Raw genomic sequence first — 25,006 nt, 5'->3', positions numbered from 1 at the left:
AACATTGGGCGCACGACGGAGGCGGGAGAACCCGCTGACGTCAGTTCAACAGCGTACGCACTGGCTTATCCAGCGCATCATCGACCTTCCCGCCCGCTCGCTCGACGCTGTCGTGTGCAGTATCCACCCGATCGGAAACCCCACCCCGAGCATCGTCGACGTGATCCGCGACCCCGTCCCGGGCGTCATCGACACGATCATTGACGTTGTCCTTGGCGTTTTCCACGGCGCGATCTGCGGTGCAACGACCAGACACCCCCACCGTGGCCTCGAGTGCCGCATTCTTGGCGACCTTTTCAGCATCGCAGTCGGGGCGTATCACCCCAGCCTGAACGCTTGCCGCCAGACTCAGAATTACTGCAGCACTAGCTGCCACACGCAACAACTTCATCCATGCCTCCTTGATTCTTGAATCAACCACCGACAGCCACAACGAGAGCGCGGCGTCTGTCCAGACGGACAATGGCTGAACTGCGTTCCCGCCCAACTGACTTGCGGACACAGCAAAGCAGACATTTCACCTGAAATGTCTGCTTTCGATCATAGGCATGAAACCACTGGGTAAAATGCCACCGCAGGATAGTCTGGCCGTGGCATTGGCGGGATATCGCGTGCTTAGCGGGTACCGAAGATCTTGTCCCCGGCGTCGCCCAGTCCCGGCACGATATAGCCGTTTTCGTCGAGGCGCTCGTCCACCGAGGCGGTGTAGATCTCGATATCCGGGTAGGCTTCCTGAACGCGGCGGATGCCTTCAGGAGCCGCCACCAGCACGATCACTCGCATCAACTGGCAGCCACGGTCGCGCAGCATGTCCAGGGTGGCCACCATGGAACCTCCGGTGGCCAGCATCGGATCGATGACCACCGCCATGCGCTCGTCCAGGTCGTTGGCGAACTTGGAGAAATAGGGCACTGGCTCGAGGGTCTCTTCATCGCGGTAGAGACCGACCACGCTGACCCTTGCACTGGGAATCAGGTCGGTGACACCTTCCAGCATGCCAAGTCCCGCTCGCAGGATCGGTACGATGGTGACCTTCTTGCCCTTGAGCTGCTTGACGGTGATGGTCTCGCCACTCCAGCCATCGATGTCATAGTCCTGCAACTCCAGGTCCTGGGTCGCCTCGTAGGTGAGCAGTTTTGCCACCTCGCCGGCCAGTTCACGGAAGCTCTTGGTGCTGATGCCGGCTTCACGCATCAGACCGAGTTTGTGCTGGACCAGGGGGTGATCGATGGCATGGACGCTCATTGGCGAGTCCTCTTTGATAACGGGAGGTGGTGCTTGGACGACCTTCGTCGCATGGACGCGGGCGACAAATTGCGCGCCATTCTACCTGCAACGCCGCGTCAGGTTAACCCGCAGCGTGCACCGAAAGCCGGCGGACGACCACGCCGTCCGCCCAACACGTTCATGGAGTCGGCGGCAGCTGCCAATCCACCGGGGACCGCCCGTGCTCGGCGAGAAAGGCGTTGGCCCGAGAGAAATGGTGATTGCCGAAAAAGCCGCGGTGGGCCGACAACGGCGACGGGTGCGGCGACTCCAGCACCAGATGCCGCTCCTGATCCACCAGCGCCTTCTTCTGGCGCGCGTGGCTGCCCCACAGCAGAAAGACACAGGGCGGCGCCTCGGCGTTGACGGTCTCGATGGCGCGGTCGGTGAAGGCCTCCCATCCCTTGCCCCGGTGGGAGCCGGCGTTGCCCTCCTCCACCGTCAAGGAGGTGTTGAGCAGCAACACCCCCTGGCGCGCCCAGGCCTCGAGGTGGCCGTGGTTGACCGGAGTCACCCCCAGGTCCTGGGCCAGCTCCTTGTAGATATTGACCAGTGACGGCGGCGGCTTGACGCCCTCGCGCACCGAAAAGCACAACCCATGAGCCTGGCCAGGACCGTGGTAGGGATCTTGCCCCAGGATCACCACTCGTACCTCGTCCAGCGGCGTCAGCTCGAAGGCCCGAAACCAGTCCGACGAGTGCGGATAGATGGTCTTCCTGGCGGCCTTCTCTGCCGCCAGAAACGCCTTGAGCTGCTGCATGTAGGGCGCCTGGAACTCGACTCCGAGCCAGCGCTCCCAGCTGTCGGGCAATACCTGAACCATGTCGCTCACCGCCGCTGGTCCGCCAGGGGCTCGACGTAGGCCACGCCCATGTCCCAGGGGAACTGGATCCAGCAGTCCTGGGCGACCTCGGTGAGGTACTGATCCACCAGCGGACGACCCTCGGGCTTGGCGTAGATGGTCACGAAGTGCGCCTTGGGCAGCATCTCGCGCACCTTGCGCGCGGTCTTGCCGGTGTCCACCAGATCATCGACCAGCAGCCATCCTTCGCCGTCGTGATCCACGCCCTTGAGCACCTCGAGGCTGTCCTGCTCCATATGGTCGTAGCTCTTGATGCAGACGGTGTCGATCAGGCGAACATTGAGCTCCCGAGCGATCAGCGCGGCGGGAATCAGCCCACCCCGGGTGATCGCAATGATGCCCTTGGTATCGCGCTCGATCAGGCGATGACACAGCTCGCGCACGTCGCGATGAAGCTGGTCCCAGGACACCACGAAATGGCGATGGTAGCGTTGACTGCTCATGGGTCACTCGTCCTCGGTGAAGGAACACACGGCGAACACGCTGTGGCCAGCGTCACGGATTCTCTGGGAGCCGCCGAGATCCGGCAGATCGACGATGGCAGACGTCTCCACCACATGTCCCCCGCTGCGGCTGATCAGTTCGGCCGCGGCCAGCATGGTGCCACCGGTGGCAATCAGGTCGTCCACCACCAGGATACGGTCGCCATCGCGGAAGGCATCGGAGTGCAGCTCTACCTCGGCCTGGCCGTATTCCAGGGTGTAGGTCTGACTGATGGTCTTGAACGGCAGCTTGCCCTTCTTGCGTACCGGCACAAAACTGCAGCCCAGCTCGTAGGCCACCGGCGCGCCGACGATGAAACCGCGGGCGTCGATGGCGGCGATGGCGTCCAGATCCATCTCCTGATAGCGGTGCACGAAGCTGTCGATCAGCTTGCGAAAGGCCGCACTGTTCTGCAGTAGCGGGGTGATGTCACGAAAGTTGACACCCGGCTGGGGCCAGTCGGGAACGGTGCGAATGACGGACTTGATATAGTCGCCGTAGATACTCATGGCGGTTCTCGCTAGGGGTCGAAAGAAGAATGCATGACACATGCGGCGCCTTGTCTCGGCGCCGCACGGCGGGGCTGGCCAACCTGCCGGCTCAGCCGGTCCTGGTCAGCCAGCCCCGGTCAGCCCGATGGGCTCAATCGAGGTAGATCATCTTGATCGCGAACAGCACACCGAGGATCACCACGGCGGCGTTCAGGTCCTTGAAGCGACCGGACAGGGCCTTGATCGCCACGTAGCTGACGAAGCCGAAGGCGATACCTTCGGCGATGGAGAAGGTCAGCGGCATGGCCAGGGCGGCGATCAATACCGGCGCCGCCTCGGTGGCGTCGTCCCAGTCGGCGTGGGCAAGGCTTCCCGCCATCAGCGACGCCACGTACAGGAGTGCCCCCGCGGTGGCATAGGCCGGAATGGAGCCCGCCAGCGGAGCGAAGAACAGGCTGGCCAGAAACAGTACCGCGACCACCACGGCGGTCAGACCGGTACGCCCACCGGCGGCGATGCCGGCGGTGCTTTCCACATAGCTGGTGGTGGTCGAGGTACCGAGGGCAGCGCCGGCCATGGAGGCGGTGGAGTCCGCCATCAACGCACGGCCCAGGCGCGGCAGCTTGCCGTCCTTGTCGAGCAGGCCACCGCGATGGGCAACGCCCACCAGGGTACCGGAGGTGTCGAACAGATCGACGAACAGGAAGGCAAAGACCACGCTGATCATGGCCACGTCGAAGGCACCGGCCAGGTCCATGGACATCAAGGTCGGCGCGATCGACGGCGGCATCGACACCACCCCGCCGAATTCATTGTGGCCCAGCAGCATGGCCACCAGGGTCACCCCCAGAATGCCGATCATCACCGCCCCGGTGACGCGCAGATGGGCCAGCGCGGTAATCACGAAGAACCCGGCCAGGGCGTACAGCGGGGCCGGCTCGGACAGATCGCCCACCGACACCAGGGTGGCCGGGTTGTCGACGATGATGCCGGCATTCTTCATCGCCACCATGGCCAGAAACAGACCGATACCCGCCGCGATGCCGAGTCTCAAGGTGATCGGAATCGAGTTGATGATCCACTCGCGGATGCGAAAGATGCTGAGCAGAAAGAAGGTAACACCGGACAGGAAGACCGCTCCCAGCGCTGCCTCCCAGGTGTAGCCCATGCCCAGCACCACACCGTAGGTAAAGAAGGCGTTCAAACCCATGCCTGGCGCCAGAGCGATGGGATAGTTGGCCCACAGCCCCATTACCAGACAGCCCACCGCGGCGGCGACACAGGTCGCCACGAAGACCGCCCCGTAGTCCATGCCCGCCTCGGACAGGATGCTCGGGTTGACAAAGATGATGTACGCCATGGTCAGGAAGGTGGTGATCCCGGCGATCACCTCCGTCTTGACGGTGGTGCGGTGCTCACTGAGCTTGAAGAAGCGATCGAGCGGGCTCTTGCCGGAGCTCGGTTCAGGCTGCTGGTTGGACATGCGCTGGGTCCTGCACGTGGAGTCAATAGGGGAGTGTCCAGGACGAGAGTTCGCCGAACGCGCCCTGCCACCCTGCGACTAGTGACACCATATAGCAGGCCGTCCAGGGAATCACGACGATCCTGCACAACCTGGCCAACGCACAGGGAGCACGCAGGGTCGTCCGCGCGACCTCCAGCGCCACCACGTCAAGCAAGGCTGCCCGCCCCATAAAGCGGCATCCCAGCCCTCGACGATCGGCCGGGGCCAAACGCACATCGGGCGCGGTACGGCGAGTCCGCCGTACCGCGCCCGATGTCGGCGACTCTCGAAGGCGCGCTACTCTACCAGAATCGGATAGGCTTCGGTATAGATCCAGTCCTTGTCCTGGGCCGGGACATGACAGCCAAGACAGTCGGCCTTGTAGTCGGCCGAAACGTTGGTGGAAGGATCATCGGTCTTGAACAGCGCCCAACCCCAGCCATCGCCCCAGCTGCCATTGCTGTCGGCAAAGCGGTCGGTGGAGTCCTTGACCATCACGAACCATTGCTTGATGGTCTCGTTCTCGTAGCTCACCCCGGCGCCGGTGGTGTAGTCGCCGGTGCTGTGTGCCCGCAACTCCTTGACCAGCACGGCGCCGTCGGGGAAGACCCCGTTCTCGCGGAAGGACGCGACGCTCTCGGGCTCGGTATAGACGTTATGGAAGCCACTGGCGTCCCCTTCGGGTACGAACCAGGAGCCCAGATGCGCCATCTCGGTGCGGAAGTTGTCCGGCAAGGAGATGGTGCCCTCGCTGTCCACCCAGGGAGACAGATCCTGGGCCACGGCAGCCGTGGCAATTCCCAACGCCGCTGCGGCGCACACGCCTGTCGCCAATGCCTTGGCTGTCATTTTCATGGTAGTCCCTCGCTGATCACGGTCGGTGCACTTAAAGGAATGTTACATCCGGTTAAGTTAGCAGCTTCTCAAGCGAGGGAGACCACCGCCGACGCCCGTCCGGGCGCTGCGGCACAAAGCTACAGCACTTGGCTGCAAAGGTACTTGTCGACGCTCAGCCCCTGGCCGCCATGACCCGCTCTACCGTCTCGACGATGGCCTGGGTCTGGGGATCGATCTCGAGATTGACCCTGTCCCCCGGGCGACGGTCGGCCAGTGTGGTACGGGCCAGCGTTTCCGGGATCAGGTCGACGCAAAAGGCCGGCCCCCGGGTATCGTTGCGCAACTCACCAATGGTCAGGCTGATGCCGTCCACGCCGATGTAGCCCTTGGCAAAGACAAAGCGCTCGAGTCCTTGCGGCAACAGGAACCACAGGCGACGGTTGTTGGGTGCCTCGTCGAGTTCCACCAGCTCCGCCTGCCCCATGACGTGACCGGACATGGCGTGCCCGCCGATCTCGTCACCGAAGCGCGCCGCCCGCTCGACGTTGACGCGATCACCGACGCTCAGACCGCCGAGATTGGTGACCCGCAGGGTTTCGCGCATCAGGTCGAAGCTGACCAGATCCCCGTCGATATCGGTGACGGTCAGACAGACTCCGTTGTGGGCCACCGATGCGCCCAGCTCCAAGCCTTCACACAGGTGACGCGGCATCCGCACCAGATGGCTGCGAAAGGCCTCCGCTTCCTTGATCTCGACCACCTCGGCGGTGCCCTGAACGATACCGGTGAACATCTTTGTCTCCTTGCCATCACGGGGCCTTCCCCGAACCGGCCCAGTCTAGAAGCCGTGCCTCCAAAGGTCCACGCTTGCGCTATTGTTCAGAAAACCTATCGCCAGTCACGGCGTCCGGCGGGCGGATCCACTACGACGTGGCGCCTACCTCGAAAGACCTTGCCAGTGGCTATGCGTAAACGATTGACAGGGTCCTTCGCTCGCCCTATCCTTGCCCGCTACATTTTTAGGCGCCGATTTGTACCCGGATTGCGGGCGCCCGTGCCGCGACGCTCACAAGGCGTCGGTGCATGAAGTGCAGCTAAAAGGGTGTGTCCAGCGTTGATGGCCACCCGTCAGGGTGGCCTTTTTTTATGCCTACCCATTGCCGTTCTCTTGCCCGCCCAGGTCCCTCGGTGCCCACCCGGTAGCTGAGATGATACGACTGACCAACCTTTCCAAGACCTTTGGTGCCGGCTCACGCGCCGTCAAGGCGCTAGCCGACGTCGACCTGCACGTACCCCAGGGGCAGATTCACGGCGTCATCGGCCTGTCCGGCGCCGGCAAGTCGACGCTGATTCGCTGCGTCAACCTGCTCGAGCGGCCTACCTCCGGCACCGTGGAGGTGGATGGCCAGACGTTGACCAGCCTCTCCGGCCCCGCCCTCAATCAGGCGCGCCACCGTATCGGCATGATCTTCCAGCACTTCAATCTGCTGACCTCGCGCACGGTATTCGCCAACATCGCCCTGCCGCTGGAACTGATGGGCGTCAAGCGCGACGAGATCACCAAGCGCGTCACGCCTCTGCTGGAGCTGGTCGGCCTGGCCGACAAGGCCCAGCAGTATCCGGCACAGCTGTCCGGCGGTCAGAAGCAGCGCGTGGCCATCGCCCGCGCCCTGGCCAGCCGCCCTCAGGTACTGCTGTGCGACGAGGCCACCTCGGCGCTGGACCCCCACACCACCGCCTCGATCCTCGAACTGCTCAAGGACATCAACCAGAAGCTCGGGTTGACCATTCTGCTGATCACCCACGAGATGGAGGTGGTCAAGTCGATCTGCCATCGCGTCAGCCTGATCTCCGGTGGCAGGCTGGTCGAGGAAGCCGATGTCGGTGACTTCTTCACCGCCCCGCGCACTCAGCTCGGCCGCGACTTCCTCAACGAATTCCTCGAACTCGAACCGCCCAGGGAGCTGATCGACCGCCTCGAGCAGACCCCCGGGCCGAATTCGCATCCGGTGGTACGCCTGGCGTTTTCCGGCGACGCCGTGTCCACTCCCCTGATCTCGCGGCTGGCGCGGGAGTGCGGCGTGGACGTCAGCATTCTGCAGGCCAAGGTCGAGTCCATCCAGGAGCGAACCCTGGGCCTGATGATCGCCGAACTGATGGGGGACGCCGAGGACACCCGGCGCGCCCTCGCCTACCTGCAATCTCACGACCTGACAGTGGAGGTGCTTGGCCATGTCCAGCGCGATGTTTAACCTCATCCTCGAAGCCACCCTCGACACTCTCTATATGGTGGCGGTGTCCGGTGTGATCGCGGCCCTGGTCGGCATCCCTCTGGGCGTGCTTCTTTATGTCACTCGCCCGGGCCAGATCCTGGCCCAGCCGGTGCTGCAGTCGGTCCTCGGCATCATCACCAACATCGGCCGCTCGATCCCCTTCATCATCCTGATGGTGGCGATCATTCCGTTCACGCGCATGCTGGTGGGGTCGTCCATCGGCACCAACGCTGCCGCCGTGCCGCTGACCATCGCCGCGATTCCGTTTATCGCACGCCTGGTCGAGGGCGCGCTGAACGAGATTTCTCCCGGGCTGGTGGAAGCCGCCCAGTCCATGGGTGCTACCCCTTGGCAGATCATCACCAAGGTACTGCTGCCGGAGGCCCGCGGGGGCATCTTCACCGCCCTGACCGTCACCGCGGTGACCCTGGTCAGCTATTCGGCCATGGCCGGCGCCGTGGGCGGAGGTGGTCTTGGCGACCTGGGCATTCGCTACGGCTACAACCGCTTCAATCCGACCATCATGCTGATCACCGTTGCCATCCTGGTGGTCATGGTTCAGGCCTTCCAGAGCCTGGGTGACTATCTGGTGCGCAAGAGTGACCACAAGTGACATGCACCCTGCATGGCCTTAATAACCAAATTGCATTAGCGAAAGACGTGTTATTCCATTAACATCGCCACACACGTCACACACCGTTTCGGGAGACACTGAAGATGCGCAAGACACTGCTGGGCGCCCTGGCGCTTTCCACCCTGTCACTGGCGATCAGCCAGGCCAACGCCGATGAGCACAGCCTGAAGGTGGGCACCGTCGCCGGCCCCGAGACCGACGTCATGCAGGTCGCCGCCGATCTGGCCGAGGAGCGCTATGGTCTAGAGATCGAGATCATCGAGTTCACCGACTACGTGACGCCCAACGCCGCCCTGGCCGACGGCAGCCTCGACGCCAACGCCTACCAGCACGAGCCCTACATGAACGCCATGGTCAACGACCGCGGCTACGACTTCGCCATCGCCGGGCGCACCTTCGTCTACCCGATCGGGGCCTACTCCGAGAAGTACGAGAGCATCGAGGACCTGCCCGAGGGCGCCACCATCGCGCTGCCCAACGACCCGTCCAACGAAGGCCGCTCACTGATCCTGCTCCACAACGAGGGCCTGATCACCCTGGACGACCCCGAAAACCTGGAAGCCACGCCGCTGAATATCGTGGAAAACCCCCACGACTTCGACTTCCGCGAGATCGAGGCGGCCCAGCTGCCGCGCGTTCTGCCCGACGTGGATATGGCCTTCATCAACAATACCTTCGCCCAGCCGGCCGGCCTGACCCTGGACGACGCCCTGGTCAAGGAAGGCCCCGAGTCGCCCTACGTCAACATCATCGCCGTGCGCGGTGGCGACGAGGATCGCGAGGAGATCCAGCAACTGGTCGACGCCTACCAGAGCGACGAAGTCGCCGCCAAGGCAGAAGAGCTGTTCAAGGGCGCCGCCGTTCCTGGCTGGAAGTAAGCCTGACGCGCGCTCCCTCTCGAGGCCGGCCCCAGGGCCGGCCTCGCCGTTTTCACCCGCGGACACTGCCACACTCGACATGTCTTCCTACGATCTTCTCGACCGCCAGCTCACCGCCCTGCTCGACTCCGGCGACTGGCTGACCAACGCCGCCCAGACCTCGGCCTTCATCATGCAGGAAGTCCCGCGCCTCAACTGGGTCGGCTTCTATCTGCAGCGCCAGCCGCGCATGCTGTCCCTGGGCCCCTTTCAGGGCAAGCCAGCCTGCCATCCGATCCCCTTCGACAAGGGTGTCTGTGGCGCCGCCGCCCGCAGCCGCCAGACCCAACGCGTCGACGACGTCCACGCGGTCGCGGACCATATCGCCTGCGACAGCGCCTCGCGCTCCGAGCTGGTGGTACCGGTGCTCGACAAGGACGGTGAACTATGGGGCGTGCTCGACCTGGACAGCCCCGACCAGGGGCGCTTCAGCGAAGACGACCAGGCCGGCATCGAGCGCCTGGTGGCCACCTTCCGCCGCTTGAGCGGGCTCGGCGACGCCTGAACCGTCCCAACGGATGAATCGCGCCGCCCCGGAGGCGGCGCACTCACTTCAATGCCAACCCGCGGCTCGGCCACTGCGTTGATCAGCCGGTGGCAGCAGTTGCCAAACACCGGCGACGGCGACGACCCTAGAAACGACAAAAGCCCCGAGGCGAGGCCGCGGGGCTTTTGTCTGTAATCTGGTAGGACCAGGCGGATTTGAACCGCCGACCTCCACGATGTCAACGTGGCGCTCTAACCAACTGAGCTATGGTCCTGAAGCAGGAAAGCGAGATGGCACGTCGCAATACGCCTTGCAATGGCACTGCGAGGTAGTGCTGGTAGGACCAGGCGGATTTGAACCGCCGACCTCCACGATGTCAACGTGGCGCTCTAACCAACTGAGCTATGGTCCTGCATCACTCGATGTGCGATCTAGCTGGTAGGACCAGGCGGATTTGAACCGCCGACCTCCACGATGTCAACGTGGCGCTCTAACCAACTGAGCTATGGTCCTACACGGCTGCCGAAACGAGGGAGTCACCACCCTCGCTGCTGACAACGGATGCGAATTCTACGCCTTCGGCAGAATTTTGCAAGCCCTTGAGTTCACCGAATGATTTTTTCCTTCGAGGGGCCCGTGCGGCGTCTCGAACGCCTTCACCGCAGCGCGATTCCACCATCGCCAAATCCGGTCGCGTTCGTTTACGATCATCGGGAATGCGTCTGGTGAAGCGAGATCCACGACAGCCTCATCGGCGTCCCCAAAGCGACGTCCTCGCCGGCAATGTACCAGGACGTTCCATTCACCAGGGCCTGCCTGTTCCAGGGCCATCGATACACAAGGGCTTTTCTTCTATCGAGGCCTTCCGTCTGTCATGGGCCTTTCAGGCACAAGGGCTTTCCATCTTTCAAGGCCTTCCAAGCACAAGGGCAATCGGGATGAACCAGCAGCAGCGTCAGGACGCCATCATTGCACTGGTCAGTCGCCAGGGATACGCCAGCATCGAGCAGTTAACCGATCACTTCGCGGTGACCCCTCAGACCATCCGCCGCGACCTCAACACACTGGCAAGCGAAGGCCGGTTGCGCCGAGTCCACGGTGGCGCGGGCCTCGAGTCGAGCACCGTCAATACCGCCTACGCCACCCGCAAGACGCTCAACCTCGACGCCAAACGACGCATCGCCGATGCCGTGGCGCGCCAGGTGCCGCACCACGCCTCGCTGTTCATCAATATCGGCACCAGCAATGAACTGGTGGCCGAGGCACTGCTTGAGCATCAAGGCCTGGAGATCATCACCAACAACCTCAACGTGGCGTCCATCCTGCATCACAAGGAAGACTTCAAGGTGATCGTCGCCGGCGGCCAGGTCAGACCCCGTGACGGCGGGATCATCGGCGAAGCGACCATCGACTTCATCCATCAGTTCAAGGTGGACATTGGGCTGATCGGGATCAGCGGCATCGATCAGGACGGCTCCCTGCTGGAGTTCGACTATCAGGAAGTCCGCGTCGCTCAGGCGATTATCGAGAACTCACGTCAGGTGTTTCTGGCCGCCGATCACTCCAAGTTTCACCGCAACCCGGTGGTGCGCCAGGGCAACGTATCCCAACTCGATGCCCTGTTCACCGATCGTGAGCCACCGGAGGCCATCGCACGGCTACTGCAGGAACACGGGGTCGTCCTGCACCTTGCGTGATCCTGCACCTGGCCTGATCCTGCAACTGGCCTGGCCCAGCCGCTCTGTGTCATCTTGCGAAAACGCCAGTCCACCCCCGCTTCCTCTTCGGCCTCGTGGACGCCTTGGCGCACAAACCCAGCCGAGGCGACGTTCTTCCCCTGCTCTCCAGACGGCACGACCAAAGTGCTATCGAAAACTTTCGCGCTCTGGTTGTTCGTTCACGACCTCAACGCTACCTTTATTTTCGATAACGAACTTGTTGTGGCCTCGTACGACCATTGATCACCCGCGGCGGCGACGTTGCATAGGGGCACCCGACGTCGCTGCATCTGGCCATGCCCCTGCCGGCAGCACTAGACGGAAACCGTCTGCTCACCGAAGGTGAAGGTATCGCTCGACCACAACAACCGTCAGGACACCGGAACATGCCAACACGCTATATTCTCGCCTTTGATCAGGGCACCACCAGCTGCCGGGCCATCCTGTTCGACCAGGACACCCGCATCGTCGGCATCGCGCAGAAGGAATTCACCCAGCACTACCCCAAGCCAGGCCAGGTGGAACACGATGCCATGGAGATCTGGGGCAGCCAGATGGGAGTCGCACGAGAAGTGCTGGAAACCCAGGGCGTCAAGCCGTCCCAGGTAGCCGCCATCGGCATCACCAACCAGCGCGAGACCACCCTGATCTGGGACCGGCACACCGGCAAACCGATCCACAACGCCATCGTCTGGCAGGATCGACGCACCGCACCGCTATGCGACGAGCTCAAGGCCCAGGGGCTGGAAGCCCATATCCGCGACACCACCGGCCTGGTGGTCGACGCCTACTTCTCCGCCACCAAGATTCGCTGGATCCTCGACCAGGTGGACGGTGCCCAACAGCGCGCCGAGGCCGGCGATCTGCTGTTTGGCACCATGGACAGCTGGCTGGTGTGGAACCTGACCCGCGGCGAACGCCACCTGACCGATGTCTCCAACGCCTCGCGCACCATGCTGTTCGACATCAAGCGGCTCGACTGGGACGACCGACTGCTCGAGGCCCTCGATATTCCCCGGGCGATGCTGCCCGAGGTCAGGCCATCCAGCGAGGTCTACGGTACCACCGCCAAGGAAATGTTCGGTGGCGCCCAGATCCCCATCGCCGGTATCGCCGGTGACCAGCAAGCCGCCCTGTTCGGCCAGGCCTGCTTCGACAAGGGCATGGTCAAGAACACCTACGGTACCGGCTGTTTTCTGCTGATGAATACCGGCGAGACCCCGGTGCCTTCGACCTCGGGCCTGCTGACCACCATCGCCTGGGGGCTCGACGGCAAGGTCACCTATGCGCTGGAAGGATCGATCTTCATCGCCGGCGCGGCGGTGCAGTGGCTGCGCGACGAACTCAAGATGATCGACTCGGCGGAAGACTCCGAATACTACGCCAGCAAGGTCGAGGATGCCGGTGGTGTCTACGTGGTCCCCGCCTTCGCCGGCCTCGGCGCTCCTTACTGGGACATGTACGCCCGTGGAGCGATCTTCGGCCTGACCCGAGGCTCCGGCAAGGAGCATATCACCCGCGCCACCCTGGACGCCCTGGCCTATCAGACGCGAGACATCATCGACGCCATGCAGAAGGACTCGGGGATCACCCTCAAGGCCCTGCGGGTCGACGGCGGCGCCGTCGCCAATAACATCATGATGCAATTCCAGGCTGACATGCTGGCGGTCGACGTCGAACGCCCCAGGGTCATCGAGAGCACCGCCCTGGGGGCGGCCTACCTGGCGGGGATCGCGGTGGGCATGTGGAACCTGCCGGAGCTCGCCACCCGGGGCGACATCGAACGCACCTTTACGCCTGCCATGGAAGACGCCGAACGGGAACGACGCTACAAGGGATGGAAAAAGGCCGTGCGACGGACCATGAACTGGGAGCGCGACGAAGACTGACCACACCGGGGCCTTGCGTCCCGACTCCTTCAGGAACCGCGGGGGACATGCATGCAACTACGTGACGCCAACCTTCAGCGCCTGAAGGAGGAGCACTTCGATGTACTGATCATCGGCGCCGGCATCAACGGCGCCGCCAGCGCCGCCGCGCTGGCCGGCAAGGGCGCCCGGGTGGCCTTGATCGACCGTGGCGACTTCGCCGGCGAGACCAGTCAGCACTCGTCCAATCTGGTGTGGGGCGGCATCAAGTACATGGAAAGCTATGACTTTTCGCTGGTGCGCAAGCTATGCAAGAGCCGCAACCACCTGATCAGGAGCTTTCCGTCGACGGTCCAGGAAATTCGCTTTCTGACCACCATCGACAGGGGCTTTCGCTATCACCCTCGCATGCTCTGGGCGGGCACCTGGCTGTACTGGCTGATGGGCAACGCCTTCACCCGACTGCCGCGCTACTTGACGCCAAAAGGCATCAACCGACGCGAGCCACTGGTCGATACGCGTGCGGCGATCGGTGGCTTCGAGTACTCCGACGCCTACCTGCATGACAACGATGCCCGCTTTGTCTATAGCTTCGTACGCTCGGCGCTGGACTACGGCGCGGCGGCGGCCAACTACGTCGAGTCGCGGGGGGCACGACGCAGCGACAACGGCTGGGTCGTTGACGCCCGGGACAACCAGAGCGGCGAGACCTTCAGCCTTCGCGCCGGAATCATCATCAATGCCACCGGCCCCTGGGTGGACGACCATAACGCCTTGAGCCGACAGACCACCGATCACCACCACGCCTATTCCAAGGGCATCCACCTGATCGTGCCACGGCTGTCGGAGCGCCAGCGGGTGCTGGCCTTCTTTGCCGACGACGGGCGGCTGTTCTTCGCCATTCCCATGGGGCCGCGCACCTGCATCGGCACCACCGACACCAAGGAAGAGCGCCCGGAGGTCGCGATCAGCGACGCCGACATCGACTTCGTGCTGGACAACATCAACAAGCGCCTGAGTCTGAAGCGCCCACTCAACCGTTCGGACATCATCGCCACTCGCTGCGGCGTGCGCCCGCTGGCGGTCAAGGCCAACGCCGGCAATGGCCGCGACTTTCTCCAGATGTCGCGCAAGCATGCCATCGACATCAACGCCAATGAGCGCCATATCAGCATCTTTGGTGGCAAGCTCACCGACTGCCTCAACGTCGGCGAGGAGATCGTCAGAGAGGTGCAACGATTAGGCCTCGAGCTGCCACAGCCCCGCGCCCGCTGGTACGGCGAACCTTCGGACACGGACAGGCGAGAATTCCTGCACCAGGCAAGCCTGCTGGACCTCGATGAGCGCACCCCCTCCTCGTCCAGCGAACCTCTGAGCAAGCGCCTGTGGCGTCGCTACGGCCTCAACGCCTTCGACATGCTGGAGCAGATCCGCCAGGACCCGCGACAGGGAGAGCTGTTGATCGAGGGTACCGAATACCTGCGCTGCGAGCTCGAGCACGCCGCCCGGCGAGAGATGATCACACGACTCGAGGACTTCCTGCGCCGCCGCTCCAAGATCGCCCTGGTGGTGGACACTCAGACCCTGCACGGGTCACCTGGCCTCGATGAGGCCGCCCGAATCCTGTTCGGCGACGAGGCCCAAGAACGGCTCGAGGAATACTTCGCGAGTGCCACACCGACATCGCGCGAACGGGCCTGAGGTCCTCAACGGCGCTCCTTGGCTCTATCGTTAAAGGCCGAGGACCGTTAGGCTCGTCATCATCATTGTTGCGCCGAGCCGGTGCGCCGGACCGAAAAGGGACCCCTGCATGCTCTCACTTGTCATCGATACCCTTCTGATCGCGGTGGTGACCATCGTCGCCGGCGCAACCCTGATCGCCAGGATTCCGTCCCACTGGTGGTGGCTCAGGGCCTGCGAGTTCCCCCGTGTCCAGATCGGACTCATCGGGTTGTTCTGTGCTTTGGCAAGCCCGCTGGCGAGCGACTCCCTGACACTCTGGATTGCCACGGCCGGCCTGGTCGTCTTCGCCATCCAGGCTTTCTATGTACTGCCCTGGACACCGCTGTGGCCGGTGCAGGTCATGGCCGCCAAGGGCGACGCCCCGGAGCGTTGCCTGACGCTCTTGATCGCCAATGTACTCACGCCGAACCGGCGCAGCGACGACCTGCTGGAGATCATCGCCGAGCGCGACCCGGACATGGTGCTGACCCTGGAATCCGACCAATGGTGGGGCGACAAGCTCGATGCCGGCCTGGCAGACGGCTACCCCTACGCCGTGCGGGTCCCGCTGGACAACCTCTACGGCATGCACCTGTATTCCCGTCGCCCGCTGATCGACCCCGAGGTCAAGTGGCTGATCCAGGATGACATCCCCTCGATCCACTGTGAGGTGGAACTCGAAAGCGGAGATCACATCCGCTTTCGCGCCCTTCACCCCAGGCCACCGGCGCCGAGCGAGAGCGAGGAATCGCTGTGGCGGGACGCGGAGCTTTCGCTGGTCGCCGAAGAGATCCACCAGAACCCGGTACCGACGCTGGTCGCCGGCGACCTCAACGACGTTGCCTGGTCACGCAGCACGCGCCTGTTCTGCCGCGTCAGCGGCATGCTGGACCTGCGGCGGGGCCGCGGCATGTTCTCGAGCTTCCACGCCGGCTATCCGTTCCTGCGCTGGCCGCTGGACCATGTCTTCGTCAGCGAGCACTTCACCCTTGCCAAGATGGATCGGCTGCGAGCCTTTGGCTCAGACCATTTCCCGATCCTTGCCACCGTCTGTTATCGCCCCTCCAGAGCCGACGAGCACGACACCCCGGACGCCGACAACGAAGAGCATCACGACGCCCGTGAAACCGTCGAGGAAGCCAGGGAGCGCGATCAGTCGAGTTGAGTTCCCGCCTTCCAGGCGATGTCCATGTAGTGGTAACAAGTGTGGCGATGGACTCGCAGCAATAGAAAAGACGGGTAGCAGTAGAAAAGAAGAGCCTTGCCGTCGTGGCAAGGCTCTTCTTCTTCAAGGGGCGCTATTCCAAGGGGCGTTATTCCAAGAGGCGCTATTCCAAGAGGCGCCATGTCGGCCGCGCCCTCGTCACCTCTATTCGGGAATACCGCCACGAGTCAGGGAGGCGGGATCCAGCAGGCGTTCGAGCTCATCGCGTCCGAGGTCGGTCTCCTCCTCGGCCACGTCGATGATCGGCCGACCGGCCTGGTAGGCCTTCTTGGCGATGGCCGCCGCGGCGTTATAGCCGATCACCGAATTCAATGCCGTCACCAGGATGGGATTGCGCGCCAGTGGCTCACTCAGGTTGTCCTCGCGCACCTTGAAGGTGGCGATCGCCTTGTCCGCCAGCAGCCGCGATGTCTGGCTCATCAGGGTGATCGACGTCAGCAGGTTGCTTGCCACCAGTGGCAGCATCACGTTGAGCTGGAAGTTGCCGCTCTGTCCGGCGACGGTCACGGCGGTGTCCAGACCGATCACCTGAGCGGCGGCCTGGGCGGCGGATTCGGGTATCACAGGATTGACCTTGCCCGGCATGATCGAACTGCCCGGCTGCAAGGCTTCAAGCTCGATTTCGCCAAGCCCCGCCAGCGGGCCGGAGTTCATCCAGCGCAGATCATTGGCGATCTTCATCACCACACACGCCAGACCCTTGAGCTGACCCGACAGCTCCACCGCTGCGTCCTGGGAGCCAAGGCTGGCAAAGAAGCTGTCATTGGGCGTCAGAGCGAGCCCGGTGCGGGCGGAGAGCTCGGCGGCCATGCGCTCGGCGAACTCCGGATGGGCATTGATACCGGTGCCGACCGCAGTCCCCCCCTGGGCCAGCCGACACAGCCGCACCATGGCGCTGTCGAGACGCTCGATGGCCTGCCCCACCTGGCTCGACCAGCCACCGAGTTCCTGACCAAGACGCAGTGGCATGGCATCCATCAGGTGAGTGCGTCCGGTCTTGACCACCTCGTCCAGCTCTTCTGCCCTGGCGTCGATGACACCTCTGAGGTGCTCGAGCGCCGGGCGTAGCGTACCGGTAACTTCCAGCGCCGCCGACAGGTGCAGGGCGGTGGGAATGACGTCGTTGCTCGACTGTCCCATGTTGACGTGGTCGTTGGGCCCGACGCTCAAGTCATCGGAGCTCGCCAGGTGGGCGATCACCTCGTTGACGTTCATGTTGCTCGAGGTGCCGGACCCGGTCTGAAACACATCGATGGGAAACTGATCATCGTGCTGACCCGCGATGATCGCGTCTGCCGCCTCGACGATGGCACGACGACGATCGTCGTCCAGCAATCCCAGGTCGCCGTTGACCACCGCCGCCGCTCGCTTGATGCGAGCAATGGCGTGGATAAAGGCTGACGGCATCGGCTGGCCCGACACCGGGAAGTTGTTGACCGCACGCTGCGTCTGGGCGCCATAGAGCGCATTGGCGGGAACCTCGAGCTCCCCCATGCTGTCGCGTTCGATACGGGTCTGCGTCATGGATCACTCCTGATCGTCAAAGGCAAAGGGTTAAGGGTACGGTCCTTCGTTTTCTCTTGAATACCATGGTGGCGAGACTTCCTGCTTGCAAGGCTTGCAGGGATCACATCGCTGTCATGTCTCCACACTAGGCTGAAGGCGATCCAGGGGCACGGTGAACTTGCACGCCGGTATCCCATCAAAGGGCGAAGAAGGCTAGATAACGGACTTTTCGTCGTTTTTTCGCTGTTTCAAGCATTCTTTGGATCCAAACCCCTTTTCCCCCGATTCTCGACCCAATCCATGTTGCGATGCACAAAACCCTCTGCTATTGTGCACTGCAACAGACGACGCAACGGCATCGACCACTGGGAATGGTCCCACGGTCATCGCCGACAAGTAGTTCGAAACCCCAGGAGGTTCACATGATGCGCACTATCGATACCAAAGCACTGTTCAACAACGAGCAAGTCGAAAACCTGTTCTTCGGCCCGGCCCGCGCTTACGCCAGCCTGACCGTCGACTTCGCCGAGAAGCTGACCAGCGCCCAGCTGGAAGCCGCCAAGGCCTACACCGAGACCGGTCTGGCCCAGGCTCGCGCCTTCACTTCCGTCAAGGACGTCGAAGGTCTGCGCTCCTACATGGAAGGCCAGCAGAAGGTCGCCAAGGACCTGACCGAGCGCCTGAAGGGCGACGCCGAGAAGGTCGTGGCCCTGCAGCAGGACTTCGTCTCCAAGAGCCAGAAGCTGGCCGAAGAGAACGTCAAGCAGGCCACCGACACCGCCACCAAGGCTACCGCCAACGCCAAGTAATCTGGCTACGGCAGACGCCTGAACGACTCAGGTCGTTCACCAAGCGGCCCCCGATTTCGATCGGGGGCCGTTTTGCGTCTGCAGGCAGCGTCGAGGCCAGGCCATCAGGCAACAACGCTCGCAAGGCGGCAGACGCCTATCCGGCCACGCACACGCCACGCGTGGCAATTCCGACGCCGATTCCATAAGCTGACAGCACACAGGGCCCAACGACATTCGTTGCAAGGAGACCGCGCCATGAAGGCACCCTACCCGCTGTTGTCACGCCGATTCCGCCTGGCGGTAATCGCCATCCTCGCCTTGCTGATCACCGGCTGTCAGAGCGTCAGCACCACCGGCACGTCCCGCGCCCCGGAGGTCATCGATATCGGCGAACCCGACACCCCGATCGAACAGCCGGGCCCGAGAGACGACCAGCCCACCGCCGATCAAGCCAGGGTCCCCAGGGAGATCCCCTTCCCCGCCGACGTCTACGCCCAGCTGCCGAAGAGCGGCAGCGCCGTGCTGTCCGGCAGACTCACCCTGAACACCCCCGCAGGCCCGGTCATCGGCGGTGGCGAGACGGTATCGGTCGCACCGATCACCAAGTACTCCGCCGAGGCGGCGGCCCAGGCGCTGGCCGGCCGGGCGGTGGAACGCGCCGACCCACGGGCCCGCGAATACACCCACACCACCCGCACCGACACCAACGGCTACTTTCAGCTACGCGACCTGCCCCCCGGCGACTTCTACGTTTCGGGCACGGTGGTCGATCCGGCCAGTGGCAGCCGCCAGATCGTGATCAAGGAAGTCACGCTAAGAAATGGTGGCCACAGCGAGATTCAGCTCAGCCGCTGATACCGCGTACCGATTCGACCTGGCCCTGACAACAGGACGGCGACCCATTGCGGGTCGCCGTCTTGCTTTCCTGGAGAGCTTTCCTGGAGAGCTTTGCTGGAGATGCCCAGACCGCTACCAGTCTAGTGCCTTCTTGACGAAGGGGATGGTCAACTTGCGCTGCGCCGACAGCGAGGCGTTGTCCAGCACCTCGAGCGAGCGAAACAGCTCACTGAGCTCGCGTGCACCACGATGCAGGATGTAGCGTGCCACCTCGTCGGGCAACTCCATGCCACGCAGGTGGGCACGCAGCTTCAACGCTTGCATGCGGTCCTCGTCGGACAGCTGCCTGAGGTGGAAGGTCATGCCCCAGGTCAGCCGTGACGCCAGGTCCGCCAGCTTGATATCGAGCAGCCGGGGCGGGCGATCCGCGGCGATCAACAATCGCTTGCCGCTGTCTCGCAGCCGGTTGAAGGCATGGAACAGCGCCTCCTCCCAGCGCTTGCGCCCCACCACTCGATCCAGATCATCGATGGCCACCAGGTCGAGACGCTCCACATCCTCGAGCATCAACGGCGGGAAGTGGCCCAGCTCCTCCAGTGGTAGATAGAGGGTTCGCAGGTCCCGCGCGGAGGCCTGGTGGCAGGCCGCCTGCAACAGGTGGCTACGACCGACGCCGTCGCCCCCCCACAGGTACAGAAAGGGCTCGCCGTTGTCATCGAACTGATGGCTCAGGCACTCCACCAGGGTGGCGTTGGCTCCCGGATGGTAGTTGTCGAAGGTCGCGTCGTCGCGCAGTCCGACGCCCAGAGGCAACTGCGCGGGGGCTCGACTCATGAGGACTCCTCGTTGGCGGCGGAGGGCTCCTTGTCGGATTCATGCTCCGCGTCATAGAGCGACGAATTCTTATACGTATCATGCAGGTAGCGCAAGATGACCATCACCATGGCCGCCACCGGCAGCGCCAGCAGCACACCGGTGAAGCCGAACAGCTGGCCGCCGGCCAGCACCGCAAAGATGACCGCGACAGGATGCAGGCCTATCTTGTCCCCCAGCAGCTTCGGCTGCAGCAGGGTGCTTTCCACCAGTTGCCCGAAGCCGAACACCAGCCCCACGCCCAGCAGTACCAGCCAGTCGCCGAACTGGAAGAAGGCCACCACACCGGCCACCGAGATCCCCACGATCACGCCCAGATAGGGCACGATGCTGGCAAGTCCTGAGAGCAGCCCGATCAGCAGGCCAAAGCGAACACCCAGCAGCGTCAGTCCGATGGCATAGATGACGCCGAGGCACAGCATCACGATCAACTGGCCACGCAGGAAGGCCGCCAGCACCTCGTCGCACTCCTTGGCCAGCCGAACGGCCGTCGGCTCCCACTGACGCGGCAGCAGCCGCCTGACCTTGCCCACCAGCACGTCCCAGTCCAGCAGCAGGTAGAAGGTCACCACCGGAATCAACGCCAGATTGGCCAGCCAGCCGACCAGCGCCATACCCGACCGCGACACTTGGGCCAGTACGCTGGCGGCGACGGTACCGGTTTCTTTCCAGTTTTCCAGTACTGCCTTGCGCAGTGCATCGAAGTCGGTGCTGAGATCGAGCCCGGTCAACGACTGCAGCTCCGGCAACACCGTGCTCTGAATCCAGCTCAGTACCGCCGGCAGCGCTTCCACCAGCTGCCCGATCTGCTGTCCCAGCAGCGGCACCAGCAGCAGCAGCGTCAGCCCTACCAGCAGCGTCAACAGCACAAACACGACGCAGACCGCCCATTGACGCGACAGCCCGCGCTCCTCCAGGCGATCGGCGATAGGGTCACCCAGGTACGCCAGCACCATGCTGACGAAGAAGGGCGCCAACACCGGTTCGATGCTGACGAAGAACCACAGCACAACAGCCGCCACCGCGGCGACGATCCACCACTGCTTGCTCATTCGCTTTTCCCCGAAAGAAACCACCATTCCCTGTGATGCCCGACCGATAGTGTGCCATGGCTGCGATGGCCGAAGCACAGTGCTACAATCTCCGCCCCCAACGTGCCCATTGTCTCACGTTCGTCCGCTGGTGCGCACCACGCCCGCGGGTCGACCGACTCCACAGGATCTGTCATGACCGACTCCTCCTCCCCCGAAAGGGCTTCGCTCAGCTACAAGGACGCCGGTGTCGATATCGACGCCGGCAACGCCCTGGTCGATCGCATCAAGGGCGTCGCCAAACGCACCACCCGCCCCGAGGTAATGGGCGGGCTGGGAGGCTTCGGCGCGCTGTGCCAGCTGCCCAGCGGCTACCGTGAGCCGGTGCTGGTCTCCGGCACCGACGGGGTCGGCACCAAGCTGCGCCTGGCCATGGACCTGGGTCGCCATGACACCATCGGCATCGATCTGGTTGCGATGTGTGTCAACGACCTGGTGGTCGCCGGCGCCGAGCCGCTGCTGTTCCTCGACTACTATGCCACCGGCAAGCTGGACGTCGATATCGCCGCCGACGTGGTCAGCGGCATCGGCGAAGGCTGCGAACGTGCCGGCTGTGCTCTGGTCGGTGGCGAAACCGCCGAGATGCCCGGCATGTACGAAGGTAGCGACTACGATCTGGCCGGCTTCTGTGTCGGCGTGGTGGAGAAGGACGAGATCCTCGACGGCACCAAGGTCGCCGCCGGTGACGTACTGCTGGGCCTGAGCTCATCCGGCCCTCACTCCAATGGCTACTCCCTGATCCGCAAGATCCTCGAGGTGGCTGACGCCGACCTGTCCACCGACATCGACGGCCAATCACTGGGCGACGCCCTGATGGCGCCGACACGCATCTACGTCAAGCCGCTGCTGGAACTGCTGCGCCACGACGACTATCAGGTCCACGCCCTGTCCCACATCACCGGTGGTGGCCTGCTCGAGAACCTGCCCCGGGTACTTCCCGAGGACCTCACCGCCCACGTCGATACCAGCCTGTGGCAGCGCCCTGCGGTGTTCGACTGGCTCAAGCAGCAGGGCAACGTGGACGAACATGAGATGCACCGCGTGCTCAACTGCGGCATCGGCATGGTGCTGGTGGTACCTGAAGATCAGGCCGACCAGATCCGCGCTCACCTGCAGGCCCAGGGCGAAGGCGTCCATCGCATTGGCCACATCGCCGCGCGCCAGGGCGACGAGGAGCAGGTGCAACTGGAGATGCCGGCGTCATGAGCGAGGGCGTGAACGAGGGCGAGCTCAACGGCTTCACCCCGGAAGAGGCCACCCAGCCACGGGTGGTAGTGCTGATCTCGGGGGGTGGCACCAACCTGCAGGCCCTGATCGACGCCCAGAGCCACGACGAACTGGGTGGCGAGATCGTGGCCGTGGTGTCCAATGTCGCTGACGCCTATGGTCTGAAGCGGGCGCGTGATGCCGGCATCAACGCGGTGGCCCTGCCCCACCGCGAGTACGACAGCCGCGATGCCTTCGACGGCGCCCTGATCAAGGTGATCGAGCGCCACGAGCCTGACCTGGTGGTGCTGGCCGGCTTCATGCGTATCCTGACGCCACGTTTCGTCCAGCGCTTCATGGGGCGGATGATCAACATCCATCCGTCGCTGTTGCCGGCCTATCAGGGCCTGCACACCCACGCCAGGGCACTGGCCGACGGCATCGACGAGCACGGCTGCAGCGTACACTTCGTCACCGAGGAACTCGATGGCGGGCCGGTGGCGATCCAGGCCGTGGTCAAGGTCAACAAGGATGACACCGAAGAGACCCTCAAGGAGCGAGTGCTGAGTCGTGAGCACCTGATCTTCCCGATCGCGGTACGCTGGTTCCTCGAGGGTCGTCTGCGCCTGCAGGGCGACATCGCGACCATCGACGGCCAGCCGCTGCCGCCGGGCGGCATGCGACTGTCCCACGAGGACGCCGCCGAGGAACTCGACGAGGACGACGAGTCCCGTTGAAACCTGGCCGCGCTGTCGACTGAAACAACAAGGCCCGCCGAGCGATCGGCGGGCCTTGTTGTCTGTGGGCCTTGCATGCAGGAGTCGCGTGAGCGGTAAGCCCTCGCCTCTTCGCACTCAGGTGCGCGGCAGAGTCACTCCACGCTGGCCCATGTACTTGCCGCCACGATCGGCGTAGGAAGTGTCACAGATCTCGTCAGATTCCAGAAACAGCATCTGTGCCACGCCCTCGTTGGCGTAGATCTTGGCCGGCAGATTGGTGGTGTTGGAAAACTCGAGGGTCACGTGACCTTCCCACTCCGGCTCCAGCGGCGTCACGTTGACGATGATGCCGCAACGCGCATAGGTGGACTTGCCCAGGCAAATGGTCAGCACGCTGCGCGGGATGCGAAAGTACTCGACGGTCCGCGCCAGCGCGAAGGAGTTGGGCGGAATCACGCAGACATCGCCCTTGATGTCGACAAAACTCTTCTCGTCGAAGGCCTTGGGATCGACCACCGCCGAGTGAATGTTGGTGAACACCTTGAACTCGTCGGCGCAGCGTACGTCATAGCCGTAGCTCGAGGTCCCATAGGAGATGACCCGCCGGTCGTTGACGTAGCGAACCTGATCGGCCTCGAAGGGCTCGATCATGCCTTCGTTCTCGGCCATGCGGCGGATCCATTTGTCGGACTTGATGCTCATGGGACTTCCTGCTGGGTGCTCGAAGAGTGGACGCGTTCGGTGGGGCCACATGATAGCGGCCCCTCGCTGCCACGTCACGATGCAAAGGTGATAGGCGCCTGACAGGCGCTTGATGAGGATCAGCCGGCGACGCCGCCGGGCGTCATCCTCCGCTGGCCCTTACTCGCTGAAGCTGATGCTCGGCCCCTGGTCGCCACCGTCACCGTCGATCTGCTCGGCCACCTGACGCGCCATGGTGCGGAAGGTCGTCGCCACTTCGCCGTCGGGCTCGGCGACCACGCTGGGACGTCCACCGTCCACCTGCTCACGAATGCCCATCGACAGCGGCAGGCGCCCCAGCACCCGGGTATCGTACTCCGCAGCGATGCGCTCTCCGCCCCCCTCGCCGAAGACCGGCTCACTGTGGCCGCACTTCGAACAGGTATGCAGGCTCATGTTCTCGACCACGCCCAGTACCGGGACCTTGACCTTGCGGAACATCTCGATGCCCTTGCGCGCGTCCAGCAAGGCGATGTCCTGGGGCGTGGTGACGATCACCGCGCCGTCAACCGGTACCTTCTGGGCCAGGGTGAGCTGGATGTCACCGGTGCCCGGCGGCATGTCCACGAACAGATAGTCCAGGTCGCTCCAGCGTGTCTGGTTGAGCATCTGCTGGAAGGCTCCCGCCACCATCGGGCCACGCCACACCATGGGCTCGCGAACGTCGACCATGAACGCCATGGACATGGCCTGGATGCCGTGGGCCTCCAGCGGCAGGAACTGGTTCTCGCCGCTCGCCTGGGGGCGCACGCCTTCGCCGACTCCCAGCATCTGCGCCTGGCTGGGCCCGTAGATATCGGCGTCGAGAACGCCGACGCGATAGCCTTCGGCGGCCATGGCCAGCGCCAGATTCACGGTCACCGTCGACTTGCCGACACCACCCTTGCCCGATGCCACGGCAACGATATGCTTGACCCCTTCGATCACGTCTCGCTCCTGTTTCCAGATGGGCGCG

The 25,006-nt window shown here is 63.6% G+C and carries 25 protein-coding genes and 3 tRNA genes; 12 read left to right on the top strand and 16 right to left on the bottom strand.

Translation table 11 applies throughout. The features are described 5' to 3' along the window. Positions 1 to 40: 40 nt before the first annotated feature. The 8 genes from KUW00_RS09340 to KUW00_RS09305 all read right to left on the bottom strand — a co-directional run bounded on the left by KUW00_RS09340 (position 41) and on the right by KUW00_RS09305 (position 6,236). On the bottom strand, positions 41 to 391 hold the full coding sequence (locus KUW00_RS09340) for a hypothetical protein (protein ID WP_108133098.1): 351 nt from the start codon (positions 389 to 391) through the stop codon (positions 41 to 43). Positions 392 to 615: 224 nt separating this feature from the next. Beyond that, positions 616 to 1,245 carry a uracil phosphoribosyltransferase gene (upp, locus tag KUW00_RS09335; RefSeq protein ID WP_045994211.1) on the bottom strand — a complete coding sequence of 210 codons (630 nt, stop codon included), beginning with the start codon at positions 1,243 to 1,245 and terminating at the stop codon, positions 616 to 618. Positions 1,246 to 1,405: 160 nt separating this feature from the next. After that, positions 1,406 to 2,089 (bottom strand): uracil-DNA glycosylase, encoded by a 684-nt coding sequence (ung, locus tag KUW00_RS09330; RefSeq protein ID WP_222516520.1) that lies wholly within the window; start codon positions 2,087 to 2,089, stop codon positions 1,406 to 1,408. 5 nt (positions 2,090 to 2,094) lie between these two features. Further along, positions 2,095 to 2,571, bottom strand: coding sequence for a xanthine phosphoribosyltransferase (gene gpt / locus KUW00_RS09325; RefSeq protein WP_045994212.1), 477 nt, complete (start codon positions 2,569 to 2,571; stop codon positions 2,095 to 2,097). Positions 2,572 to 2,574: 3 nt separating this feature from the next. Continuing rightward, complete coding sequence (locus KUW00_RS09320; RefSeq protein ID WP_108133097.1) at positions 2,575 to 3,120, bottom strand: adenine phosphoribosyltransferase; 546 nt, start codon at positions 3,118 to 3,120, stop codon at positions 2,575 to 2,577. 133 nt (positions 3,121 to 3,253) lie between these two features. Next, positions 3,254 to 4,585: an NCS2 family permease gene (locus tag KUW00_RS09315; RefSeq protein WP_108133096.1), complete on the bottom strand. Its 1,332-nt coding sequence runs from the start codon at positions 4,583 to 4,585 to the stop codon at positions 3,254 to 3,256. Between the two features lie 318 nt (positions 4,586 to 4,903). Then, positions 4,904 to 5,461, bottom strand: a complete 558-nt coding sequence (locus tag KUW00_RS09310; RefSeq protein WP_231498667.1) for a cytochrome P460 family protein — start codon at positions 5,459 to 5,461, stop codon at positions 4,904 to 4,906. Between the two features lie 154 nt (positions 5,462 to 5,615). After that, positions 5,616 to 6,236 carry a riboflavin synthase subunit alpha gene (locus tag KUW00_RS09305; protein WP_108133095.1) on the bottom strand — a complete coding sequence of 207 codons (621 nt, stop codon included), beginning with the start codon at positions 6,234 to 6,236 and terminating at the stop codon, positions 5,616 to 5,618. 415 nt (positions 6,237 to 6,651) lie between these two features. Between KUW00_RS09305 and KUW00_RS09300 the strand changes: the two genes are divergently transcribed. The 4 genes from KUW00_RS09300 to KUW00_RS09285 all read left to right on the top strand — a co-directional run bounded on the left by KUW00_RS09300 (position 6,652) and on the right by KUW00_RS09285 (position 9,772). Beyond that, a complete protein-coding gene (locus tag KUW00_RS09300) occupies positions 6,652 to 7,695 on the top strand; it encodes a methionine ABC transporter ATP-binding protein (protein ID WP_108133094.1) in 1,044 nt (347 codons plus the stop codon). Beyond that, positions 7,676 to 8,329 carry a methionine ABC transporter permease gene (locus KUW00_RS09295; RefSeq protein WP_045992473.1) on the top strand — a complete coding sequence of 218 codons (654 nt, stop codon included), beginning with the start codon at positions 7,676 to 7,678 and terminating at the stop codon, positions 8,327 to 8,329. The genes KUW00_RS09300 and KUW00_RS09295 overlap by 20 nt, the downstream gene beginning before the upstream one ends. 104 nt (positions 8,330 to 8,433) lie before the next feature. Beyond that, positions 8,434 to 9,228, top strand: coding sequence for a MetQ/NlpA family ABC transporter substrate-binding protein (locus KUW00_RS09290; protein ID WP_045992474.1), 795 nt, complete (start codon positions 8,434 to 8,436; stop codon positions 9,226 to 9,228). A 79-nt stretch (positions 9,229 to 9,307) separates the two neighbouring features. After that, positions 9,308 to 9,772: a GAF domain-containing protein gene (locus KUW00_RS09285; RefSeq protein ID WP_045992475.1), complete on the top strand. Its 465-nt coding sequence runs from the start codon at positions 9,308 to 9,310 to the stop codon at positions 9,770 to 9,772. A 179-nt stretch (positions 9,773 to 9,951) separates the two neighbouring features. Here KUW00_RS09285 and KUW00_RS09280 read toward each other — a convergent pair. From KUW00_RS09280 to KUW00_RS09270, 3 genes are all read right to left on the bottom strand, one after another. Beyond that, positions 9,952 to 10,028 (bottom strand) — tRNA-Val (locus KUW00_RS09280). Positions 10,029 to 10,089: 61 nt separating this feature from the next. After that, positions 10,090 to 10,166, bottom strand: a tRNA-Val gene (locus tag KUW00_RS09275). A gap of 24 nt (positions 10,167 to 10,190) precedes the next feature. After that, positions 10,191 to 10,267 (bottom strand) — tRNA-Val (locus KUW00_RS09270). Between the two features lie 425 nt (positions 10,268 to 10,692). Between KUW00_RS09270 and KUW00_RS09265 the strand changes: the two genes are divergently transcribed. The 4 genes from KUW00_RS09265 (at position 10,693) to KUW00_RS09250 (ending at position 16,227) form a co-directional block, all read left to right on the top strand. Further along, positions 10,693 to 11,451, top strand: coding sequence for a DeoR/GlpR family transcriptional regulator (locus KUW00_RS09265; RefSeq protein WP_222568893.1), 759 nt, complete (start codon positions 10,693 to 10,695; stop codon positions 11,449 to 11,451). A gap of 407 nt (positions 11,452 to 11,858) precedes the next feature. Next, complete coding sequence (gene glpK / locus KUW00_RS09260) at positions 11,859 to 13,361, top strand: glycerol kinase GlpK (protein WP_222568892.1); 1,503 nt, start codon at positions 11,859 to 11,861, stop codon at positions 13,359 to 13,361. A gap of 51 nt (positions 13,362 to 13,412) precedes the next feature. Next, positions 13,413 to 15,041 carry a glycerol-3-phosphate dehydrogenase/oxidase gene (locus KUW00_RS09255; RefSeq protein WP_222568891.1) on the top strand — a complete coding sequence of 543 codons (1,629 nt, stop codon included), beginning with the start codon at positions 13,413 to 13,415 and terminating at the stop codon, positions 15,039 to 15,041. A 109-nt stretch (positions 15,042 to 15,150) separates the two neighbouring features. Continuing rightward, entirely contained in the window at positions 15,151 to 16,227 is a 1,077-nt protein-coding gene (locus tag KUW00_RS09250) for an endonuclease/exonuclease/phosphatase family protein (protein ID WP_045992479.1), read from the top strand. Positions 16,228 to 16,431: 204 nt separating this feature from the next. Here KUW00_RS09250 and KUW00_RS09245 read toward each other — a convergent pair whose 3' ends face one another. Then, complete coding sequence (locus KUW00_RS09245) at positions 16,432 to 17,811, bottom strand: class II fumarate hydratase (protein ID WP_045992480.1); 1,380 nt, start codon at positions 17,809 to 17,811, stop codon at positions 16,432 to 16,434. Between the two features lie 407 nt (positions 17,812 to 18,218). Between KUW00_RS09245 and KUW00_RS09240 the strand changes: the two genes are divergently transcribed. Together KUW00_RS09240 and KUW00_RS09235 are read left to right on the top strand one after the other, a co-directional pair. Continuing rightward, entirely contained in the window at positions 18,219 to 18,602 is a 384-nt protein-coding gene (locus tag KUW00_RS09240; protein WP_045992506.1) for a phasin family protein, read from the top strand. Positions 18,603 to 18,839: 237 nt separating this feature from the next. Continuing rightward, positions 18,840 to 19,439: a carboxypeptidase-like regulatory domain-containing protein gene (locus KUW00_RS09235; RefSeq protein ID WP_108133089.1), complete on the top strand. Its 600-nt coding sequence runs from the start codon at positions 18,840 to 18,842 to the stop codon at positions 19,437 to 19,439. 114 nt (positions 19,440 to 19,553) lie between these two features. On the opposite strand, the gene hda is transcribed toward KUW00_RS09235, so the two are convergent. Further along, entirely contained in the window at positions 19,554 to 20,255 is a 702-nt protein-coding gene (hda, locus tag KUW00_RS09230; RefSeq protein ID WP_222568890.1) for a DnaA regulatory inactivator Hda, read from the bottom strand. Next, positions 20,252 to 21,346, bottom strand: coding sequence for an AI-2E family transporter (locus KUW00_RS09225; RefSeq protein ID WP_045992483.1), 1,095 nt, complete (start codon positions 21,344 to 21,346; stop codon positions 20,252 to 20,254). The genes hda and KUW00_RS09225 overlap by 4 nt, the downstream gene beginning before the upstream one ends. 174 nt (positions 21,347 to 21,520) lie before the next feature. On the opposite strand from KUW00_RS09225, the gene purM reads away from it, so the two are divergent. Next, positions 21,521 to 22,591 (top strand): phosphoribosylformylglycinamidine cyclo-ligase, encoded by a 1,071-nt coding sequence (gene purM, locus KUW00_RS09220; protein WP_222568889.1) that lies wholly within the window; start codon positions 21,521 to 21,523, stop codon positions 22,589 to 22,591. Continuing rightward, the gene (gene purN / locus KUW00_RS09215) at positions 22,588 to 23,328 is read left to right on the top strand and encodes a phosphoribosylglycinamide formyltransferase (protein ID WP_045992485.1); all 741 of its coding nucleotides are present in this window, start codon (positions 22,588 to 22,590) and stop codon (positions 23,326 to 23,328) included. The genes purM and purN overlap by 4 nt, the downstream gene beginning before the upstream one ends. 117 nt (positions 23,329 to 23,445) lie before the next feature. Here purN and dcd read toward each other — a convergent pair whose 3' ends face one another. Together dcd and apbC are read right to left on the bottom strand one after the other, a co-directional pair. Then, a complete protein-coding gene (gene dcd / locus KUW00_RS09210; RefSeq protein WP_045992486.1) occupies positions 23,446 to 24,012 on the bottom strand; it encodes a dCTP deaminase in 567 nt (188 codons plus the stop codon). 159 nt (positions 24,013 to 24,171) lie between these two features. Then, positions 24,172 to 24,975: an iron-sulfur cluster carrier protein ApbC gene (apbC, locus tag KUW00_RS09205; protein ID WP_204248941.1), complete on the bottom strand. Its 804-nt coding sequence runs from the start codon at positions 24,973 to 24,975 to the stop codon at positions 24,172 to 24,174. Positions 24,976 to 25,006: the final 31 nt, after the last annotated feature.

This window comes from Halomonas sp. DP5N14-9, from assembly GCF_019802175.1.
GTDB classification, from domain to species: Bacteria; Pseudomonadota; Gammaproteobacteria; order Pseudomonadales; family Halomonadaceae; genus Halomonas; species Halomonas litopenaei.
The sequence above is the reverse complement of the archived record's forward strand: the minus strand, read 5'-3'. Positions and strand labels throughout refer to the sequence as shown.

Excerpts from the sequence above, each read along its gene's own strand:
- KUW00_RS09340 (WP_108133098.1), bottom strand. The coding sequence starts at position 391 with ATGAAGTTGTTGCGTGTGGCAGCTAGTGCTGCAGTAATTCTGAGTCTG.
- upp (WP_045994211.1), bottom strand. The coding sequence starts at position 1,245 with ATGAGCGTCCATGCCATCGATCACCCCCTGGTCCAGCACAAACTCGGT.
- ung (WP_222516520.1), bottom strand. The coding sequence starts at position 2,089 with ATGGTTCAGGTATTGCCCGACAGCTGGGAGCGCTGGCTCGGAGTCGAG.
- gpt (WP_045994212.1), bottom strand. The coding sequence starts at position 2,571 with ATGAGCAGTCAACGCTACCATCGCCATTTCGTGGTGTCCTGGGACCAG.
- KUW00_RS09320 (WP_108133097.1), bottom strand. The coding sequence starts at position 3,120 with ATGAGTATCTACGGCGACTATATCAAGTCCGTCATTCGCACCGTTCCC.
- KUW00_RS09315 (WP_108133096.1), bottom strand. The coding sequence starts at position 4,585 with ATGTCCAACCAGCAGCCTGAACCGAGCTCCGGCAAGAGCCCGCTCGAT.
- KUW00_RS09310 (WP_231498667.1), bottom strand. The coding sequence starts at position 5,461 with ATGAAAATGACAGCCAAGGCATTGGCGACAGGCGTGTGCGCCGCAGCG.
- KUW00_RS09305 (WP_108133095.1), bottom strand. The coding sequence starts at position 6,236 with ATGTTCACCGGTATCGTTCAGGGCACCGCCGAGGTGGTCGAGATCAAG.
- KUW00_RS09300 (WP_108133094.1), top strand. The coding sequence starts at position 6,652 with ATGATACGACTGACCAACCTTTCCAAGACCTTTGGTGCCGGCTCACGC.
- KUW00_RS09295 (WP_045992473.1), top strand. The coding sequence starts at position 7,676 with ATGTCCAGCGCGATGTTTAACCTCATCCTCGAAGCCACCCTCGACACT.
- KUW00_RS09290 (WP_045992474.1), top strand. The coding sequence starts at position 8,434 with ATGCGCAAGACACTGCTGGGCGCCCTGGCGCTTTCCACCCTGTCACTG.
- KUW00_RS09285 (WP_045992475.1), top strand. The coding sequence starts at position 9,308 with ATGTCTTCCTACGATCTTCTCGACCGCCAGCTCACCGCCCTGCTCGAC.
- KUW00_RS09265 (WP_222568893.1), top strand. The coding sequence starts at position 10,693 with ATGAACCAGCAGCAGCGTCAGGACGCCATCATTGCACTGGTCAGTCGC.
- glpK (WP_222568892.1), top strand. The coding sequence starts at position 11,859 with ATGCCAACACGCTATATTCTCGCCTTTGATCAGGGCACCACCAGCTGC.
- KUW00_RS09255 (WP_222568891.1), top strand. The coding sequence starts at position 13,413 with ATGCAACTACGTGACGCCAACCTTCAGCGCCTGAAGGAGGAGCACTTC.
- KUW00_RS09250 (WP_045992479.1), top strand. The coding sequence starts at position 15,151 with ATGCTCTCACTTGTCATCGATACCCTTCTGATCGCGGTGGTGACCATC.
- KUW00_RS09245 (WP_045992480.1), bottom strand. The coding sequence starts at position 17,811 with ATGACGCAGACCCGTATCGAACGCGACAGCATGGGGGAGCTCGAGGTT.
- KUW00_RS09240 (WP_045992506.1), top strand. The coding sequence starts at position 18,219 with ATGCGCACTATCGATACCAAAGCACTGTTCAACAACGAGCAAGTCGAA.
- KUW00_RS09235 (WP_108133089.1), top strand. The coding sequence starts at position 18,840 with ATGAAGGCACCCTACCCGCTGTTGTCACGCCGATTCCGCCTGGCGGTA.
- hda (WP_222568890.1), bottom strand. The coding sequence starts at position 20,255 with ATGAGTCGAGCCCCCGCGCAGTTGCCTCTGGGCGTCGGACTGCGCGAC.
- KUW00_RS09225 (WP_045992483.1), bottom strand. The coding sequence starts at position 21,346 with ATGAGCAAGCAGTGGTGGATCGTCGCCGCGGTGGCGGCTGTTGTGCTG.
- purM (WP_222568889.1), top strand. The coding sequence starts at position 21,521 with ATGACCGACTCCTCCTCCCCCGAAAGGGCTTCGCTCAGCTACAAGGAC.
- purN (WP_045992485.1), top strand. The coding sequence starts at position 22,588 with ATGAGCGAGGGCGTGAACGAGGGCGAGCTCAACGGCTTCACCCCGGAA.
- dcd (WP_045992486.1), bottom strand. The coding sequence starts at position 24,012 with ATGAGCATCAAGTCCGACAAATGGATCCGCCGCATGGCCGAGAACGAA.